This is a genomic window from Actinoplanes sp. NPDC048791 (assembly GCF_040650095.1).
Taxonomy (GTDB): Bacteria; Actinomycetota; Actinomycetes; order Mycobacteriales; family Micromonosporaceae; genus Actinoplanes.
Genome location: NZ_JBEZGQ010000629.1, coordinates 1 through 5,077, shown reverse-complemented (window position 1 = coordinate 5,077; position 5,077 = coordinate 1). Strand labels below are relative to the sequence as shown.

At 71.8% G+C, this 5,077-nt stretch carries 6 protein-coding genes; 3 read left to right on the top strand and 3 right to left on the bottom strand.

Translation table 11 applies throughout. The features are described 5' to 3' along the window. Nucleotides 1–57: 57 nt before the first annotated feature. Together AB0C29_RS33080 and AB0C29_RS33075 are read right to left on the bottom strand one after the other, a co-directional pair. On the bottom strand, nucleotides 58–1,470 hold the full coding sequence (locus AB0C29_RS33080; RefSeq protein WP_360828599.1) for a leucyl aminopeptidase family protein: 1,413 nt from the start codon (nucleotides 1,468–1,470) through the stop codon (nucleotides 58–60). Between the two features lie 124 nt (nucleotides 1,471–1,594). Continuing rightward, a complete protein-coding gene (locus AB0C29_RS33075; RefSeq protein ID WP_015625691.1) occupies nucleotides 1,595–1,762 on the bottom strand; it encodes a DUF3117 domain-containing protein in 168 nt (55 codons plus the stop codon). A gap of 292 nt (nucleotides 1,763–2,054) precedes the next feature. Between AB0C29_RS33075 and AB0C29_RS33070 the strand changes: the two genes are divergently transcribed. The 3 genes from AB0C29_RS33070 (at nucleotide 2,055) to AB0C29_RS33060 (ending at nucleotide 4,579) form a co-directional block, all read left to right on the top strand. Further along, on the top strand, nucleotides 2,055–2,867 hold the full coding sequence (locus AB0C29_RS33070) for a PaaX family transcriptional regulator C-terminal domain-containing protein (protein WP_360828596.1): 813 nt from the start codon (nucleotides 2,055–2,057) through the stop codon (nucleotides 2,865–2,867). Continuing rightward, complete coding sequence (locus AB0C29_RS33065) at nucleotides 2,864–3,652, top strand: enoyl-CoA hydratase-related protein (protein ID WP_360828593.1); 789 nt, start codon at nucleotides 2,864–2,866, stop codon at nucleotides 3,650–3,652. The genes AB0C29_RS33070 and AB0C29_RS33065 overlap by 4 nt, the downstream gene beginning before the upstream one ends. A gap of 129 nt (nucleotides 3,653–3,781) precedes the next feature. Then, the gene (locus tag AB0C29_RS33060; RefSeq protein ID WP_360828590.1) at nucleotides 3,782–4,579 is read left to right on the top strand and encodes a serine protease; all 798 of its coding nucleotides are present in this window, start codon (nucleotides 3,782–3,784) and stop codon (nucleotides 4,577–4,579) included. 66 nt (nucleotides 4,580–4,645) lie between these two features. On the opposite strand, the gene AB0C29_RS33055 is transcribed toward AB0C29_RS33060, so the two are convergent. After that, a partial coding sequence (locus AB0C29_RS33055) for a hypothetical protein (protein WP_360828587.1) occupies nucleotides 4,646–5,077 on the bottom strand: 432 nt, incomplete at its 5' end.

Sequence of the window (5,077 nt, the reverse complement as noted above, 5' to 3'; positions counted from 1 at the left end):
CCGAAAATGACCACGGCAAAGAGCGCCTGGTCATTTTCGGTGGCCTGGACAACGACCTCAAGGGGCGCAATCCCGCCGAGCCGGAGGCGAGGCCAGATAACGGAGCAAGGTGCGGGCGCCCCAGCCGGTGGCGCCGCTGGTGAGGTCGCCGTCGTCCTCGGCGGCCCAGCTGGGCGCCGACATGTCGATGTGGGCCCAGCGGTCCAGGTGGTCGCCCAGGAACTCGCTCAGGAACAGCGCCGCCACCACCGAGCCCGCGCCGCGCGCCGGTGAGCTGTGCCGGTCGGCGATGTCGCTGTGCAGGTATTCCAGGTAGTCGCCGGGCAGCGGCAGGCGCCACATCGCCTCGCCCGCGGCGGCTCCGGCGGCTGCCAGCGCCGCGGCCAGCTCGTCGTTGTGGCTGTACAGGGCGGCCGTGCGCTTGCCCAGGGCGACCGCGTTCGCGCCGGTCAGGGTGGCCAGGTCGACCACCACGTCCGGGTTCAGCTCGGCCACGGCGTACGCCAGGGCATCGGCCAGGACCAGCCGGCCCTCGGCGTCGGAGTTGGTGCTCTCGGAGGTCGTGCCGTCGTACTGGGTGATGACGTCGCCCGGCCGGTAGGCCGACCCGCTGATCGCGTTTTCCGCCAGCGGCGCGAGCGTGGTCACGCGTACGGGAAGGTGCAGGTCGGCGGCACCCAGGGTGGCCGCGACGACGGCCGCGGCCCCGCTCATGTCCTTTTTCATCAGTTTCATGGCGTCGCGGCTCTTGATCGAGATGCCGCCGGTGTCGAACGTGATTCCCTTGCCCACGAGGACCACATGGCGGGACGCGGCGGCCGGCTGCCAGCTCATCTCCAGCAGCCGGGGCGGGCTCGCGGAGCCGGCGCCGACGGCCAGGATGCCGCCGAAGCCCTCCGCGGCGAGTTGCTCCGGCTCGCGGACGGTCACCGTCAGGCCCGGGCGTGTCGCCGCCTCGGCGACGATCTGCGCGGCGAACCAGGCCGGGTTCTTCACCGAGGCCGGCATGTTGGCCAGGTCGCGGGCGAGCCAGGTCGCGGCGGCGGTCACGCGGGCCGTCTCGAGGCTCTGGGTGTAGCGGCCCGGGTCGTCGACCCGGATGGTGATCTCGGTGCTCCGGGGCCCGGTGGGGGCGTCCCGGAAGCGGTAGGAGCCGAACCAGAGGCCCTCGGCCAGCCCGCGCAGCGCCTCGGCGGGGACGCCGGGGCCCAGCTCGATCTGCACCTGCTCCTCGGGGCGTACGGCTCGGGCGATCGCGGCGCCGGCGGCACGCCAGCCGGCCTCGTCGCTCGCGCCGACCCCGGCCAGCAGAACTCTCGCGGGTCGCCGCGTCGGGCGCGGCAGAATCTGCACCGCGCCGGGTCGTCCGGGATCATCCGCGCTGCTCAGCAGGGCGACGACCTCGGCTTCCAAGTCTGCACCGGCAGCGTCGGCAGCCGTCGGCAGTCCGTCGGCACCGACCGCGAGCACGCGGGTGGAATCGTCGGCGGACCCGGGCGTCAGCCTGATCGCGAACACTGGAGGATGACCTTTCCGCAAGACGTGGAAAGCCCGCCGGTACGGCAGGTACCGTACCGGCGGGCCACGTGAAACGTCAGCCGGCGATCGCCTTCAACGCGTCACCAAGCGCGTTGGCCTCGTCCGGAGTCATCTCAACGACGAGACGGCCACCACCCTCCAGCGGGACGCGCATGACGATCCCGCGCCCTTCCTTGGTGACCTCCAGCGGACCATCGCCCGTCCGCGGCTTCATCGCCGCCATCTTGTCTCCCCTCAGACCTACATCAGGGTCGCGGTGGGTTACCCCACAGCCACTTCGTCAACGCACCGTGCTCAGCCCCACGGTGCGCCGTACCTCGTATCCGACCGGCGGAGTCGCCCCCGCTGGACCGACCCGAGACCGCAGCGCTGCGAGCCTCGCCCGACGTCACGCGACGTGGCCCACCGTGCCGATCAAACATTTTCCCTGATGAACACCGGCGAACCCAAACCCAGCCCGGGCTGATGTGACAGCGTCTAGCATATCGCCTTTCGGGCTGTCACAATGTGCGGTCATGCAGGCGCGGTCGGCACTCTTCGACCTCTACGGCGACTATCTGCGCCCGAGAGGCGGCCGCGCGCCGGTCGCCGCCCTCGTCAAACTGCTCGCACCGGTCGGCATCGCCCCGCCCGCGGTCCGCACCGCGGTCTCCCGGATGGTGCGTCAGGGCTGGTTGCACCCTATGCGACTGGTCTCCGGCCCGGGCTATCTGCTCACCCCGAAAGCCGCGCGCCGGCTCGACGAGGCGGCGGCCCGGATCTACCGGACCGGGCGCAACGGCTGGGACGGACGCTTCGATCTTGTCCTCACCCACGCCCCGGTCCCGCGCCGGGAAGCGAAACGACTGACTTTTCTGGGGTACGGCATGTTGGGCGAGTTGGCCTGGGTCGCCCCGCGCGCCACCGACGAGGTCGACACCGTCCTGGCCGACGCCGGGGTCGGCTACGAGCGGTTCAGCGCCAGCCACGCGGCCGGCTCGACGGGAGCGGCCGAGGTGGTCGGACGCGCCTGGGACCTCACCGAGATCGGCCGGGCCTACGAGGACTTCATCGCCACCCAGCGCCCGATCGTCACGGCGGTCAACGCCCGCAGTTCCGACGAGGAGGCGTACGCGGCCCGCTTCCAGCTGGTGCACGCCTGGCGCTCGTTCCTGTTCCGCGACCCGCAGCTGCCTCCCGCCCTGCTGCCCGCCCGCTGGCCCGGCGCCAGCGCGGCCACGTTCTTCGACCGGCACGCCGCCCGGTTGCGACCGGCCGCCGACCGCTACGTGGAGAGGTGCCTGGCGTCGGTGTCACGCGGCGGACGTGTGGGATTCTCAGACTCATGACGGACTCCTTGCTTGTCGACCGCACCGATGCTGTCGTCACCCTCACCCTGAACCGGCCCGACGCCATGAACGCCCTCGACGTGGACCTCAAGGAGGCCCTGCGGGACACGCTGGCGTCGATCGAGACCGACCGGTCCATCCGGGCGGTCGTGCTGGCCGGGGCGGGCAAGGCCTTCTGTGTGGGCCAGGACCTCCGTGAGCACGCCCGCGACCTGGACAAGGGCGCCACCGAGCTGGACACCGTGCGGCAGCACTACAACCCGATCGCGCAGCGGCTGGCCAGCCTGCCCAAGCCGGTGGTCGCGGCGGTCCGGGGCACGGCGGCCGGGGCCGGCGCGTCGCTGGCGCTGCTGGCCGACTTCCGCATCGGCGGCCCGCGCACCACCTTCCTGATGGCCTTCGCCAACGTCGGCCTGGCCGGCGACACCGGGGTGAGCTGGTCGCTGCCGCACATCGTGGGCCGGGCCCGGGCGCTGGAGCTGCTGCTGCTGGCCCAGCCGGTGCGCGCCCAGGAGAGCTTCGACTACGGCCTGCTCACCCAGCTGGTCGACGACGACGAGCAGGTGCTGCCGGCCGCGCAGGAGCTGGCCGCCCGGCTCGCCGCCGGCCCCACGGTGGCGTACGCGGCCATCAAGCGCGAGCTCTCCATCGGTACGGCCGGCTCGCTCTCCGACGCGCTGGCCGCCGAGGCCCAGGCGCAGGCGATCTGCGGGCGTACGGCCGACCACCAGGCGGCGGTGACGTCGTTCGTGGCGAAGGAGAAGCCGGTCTTCGAGGGCCGGTGATTCTTCCTGCGAGGTAGCGCCGACGGTATGAGTATTTCGGGATACCCGCATCAATGCAGGTAAATGTTTGACTTCCCCCATCGAGATGAGGTGCAGCCGCAGGGCGCATCTCGGGCTGGGGAGGTCTGGATGGCAAGGTGGCGCAGGATCCTGAGCGGGGCGGCAGCCGCTCTCACGGTGGCCGCGATGGGCAGCCTGATGCAGTCGTCGCCCGCGGCGGCCGCCCCCGACGGCCCGGACATGGTCGTCGGCGGCACCACGGCCACGCAGGGTGAGTTCCCGTTCATGGTCCGGCTGTCGATGGGCTGCGGCGGCGCGCTCTACAGCCCGACCCTGGTGCTGACGGCCGCCCACTGCGTGAGCGGCACCGGCACGAACACGTCGATCACCGCGACGATCGGCGTCGTCGACCTCCAGTCGACCAGCAAGGTCACCCGCAAGTCGAACTACGTGTACCGGGCCCCCGGCTACAACGGCAACGGCAAGGACTGGGCGCTGATCCGCCTGGCCAGCCCGGTGACCGGCTTCGCGACCCTGCCGATCGCCAAGACCACCGCGTACGACTCGGGCACGTTCACGATCGCCGGCTGGGGTGCCGCGACCGAGGGCGGCGGCCAGCAGCGTTACATGCGCAAGGCGACCGTGCCGTTCGTCAGCGACACCACCTGCAACTCCAGCACGATGTACAACGGCCAGATCATCGCCAGCAACGAGATCTGCGCGGGCTACGCCGCCGGTGGCGTGGACACGTGCCAGGGCGACTCGGGCGGCCCGATGTTCCGCCGCGACTCGGCCAACGCCTGGATCCAGGTCGGCATCGTCAGCTGGGGTGACGGCTGCGCCCGGCGCAACAAGCCCGGCGTCTACACCCAGGTGAGCTACTTCGCCGCGACGATCGCCTCGGCGGCCTCGAGCCTCGGCGGCTGATCCGAAGGACAGACACGCGAACGGGCCCGGAGCATGCCGCTCCGGGCCCGTTGCGTCGGGCGCCGATCAGTCGTCGTCCTCGTCCTCTTCCGGGTCCTGGTTGGCCTGCTCACCCAGCACGAACGCCTGCATGGCGAGCTCGTCGCCGGACGGCGAGACGAACGTCGGCAGCTCGGCCGGGCCCAGCTCCAGCACGTACGACCAGAACTGCCGCACCGCCTCGGCCGGGGTGGCGGCCTCGATCGGCAGGTCCAGGCTGACCAGCCAGGTCTGCCGGTCCGGGCCGGAGTTCAACCGGACGGCGAACCGTTCGTACTGCTCCTCGTCGATCTCGGCGACCGGCTCGGCGAGCTTGAGCTCACCGGCCGGCACCGGCTCGTCGAAGGACCGCCGGGTGTAGCTGACGGCCAGCTCGGGCACGCCGTGCGTACCCCGCCGGGCCGGCGCCCCGTCGACCACCCCGAGCGCCACCACCTGCGGCGCCTGCTCGTCCGCGAC

Coding starts and splice junctions, on each gene's coding strand:
- AB0C29_RS33075 (WP_015625691.1), bottom strand. CDS start 1,762: ATGGCGGCGATGAAGCCGCGGACGGGCGATGGTCCGCTGGAGGTCACC.
- AB0C29_RS33070 (WP_360828596.1), top strand. CDS start 2,055: ATGCAGGCGCGGTCGGCACTCTTCGACCTCTACGGCGACTATCTGCGC.
- AB0C29_RS33065 (WP_360828593.1), top strand. CDS start 2,864: ATGACGGACTCCTTGCTTGTCGACCGCACCGATGCTGTCGTCACCCTC.
- AB0C29_RS33060 (WP_360828590.1), top strand. CDS start 3,782: ATGGCAAGGTGGCGCAGGATCCTGAGCGGGGCGGCAGCCGCTCTCACG.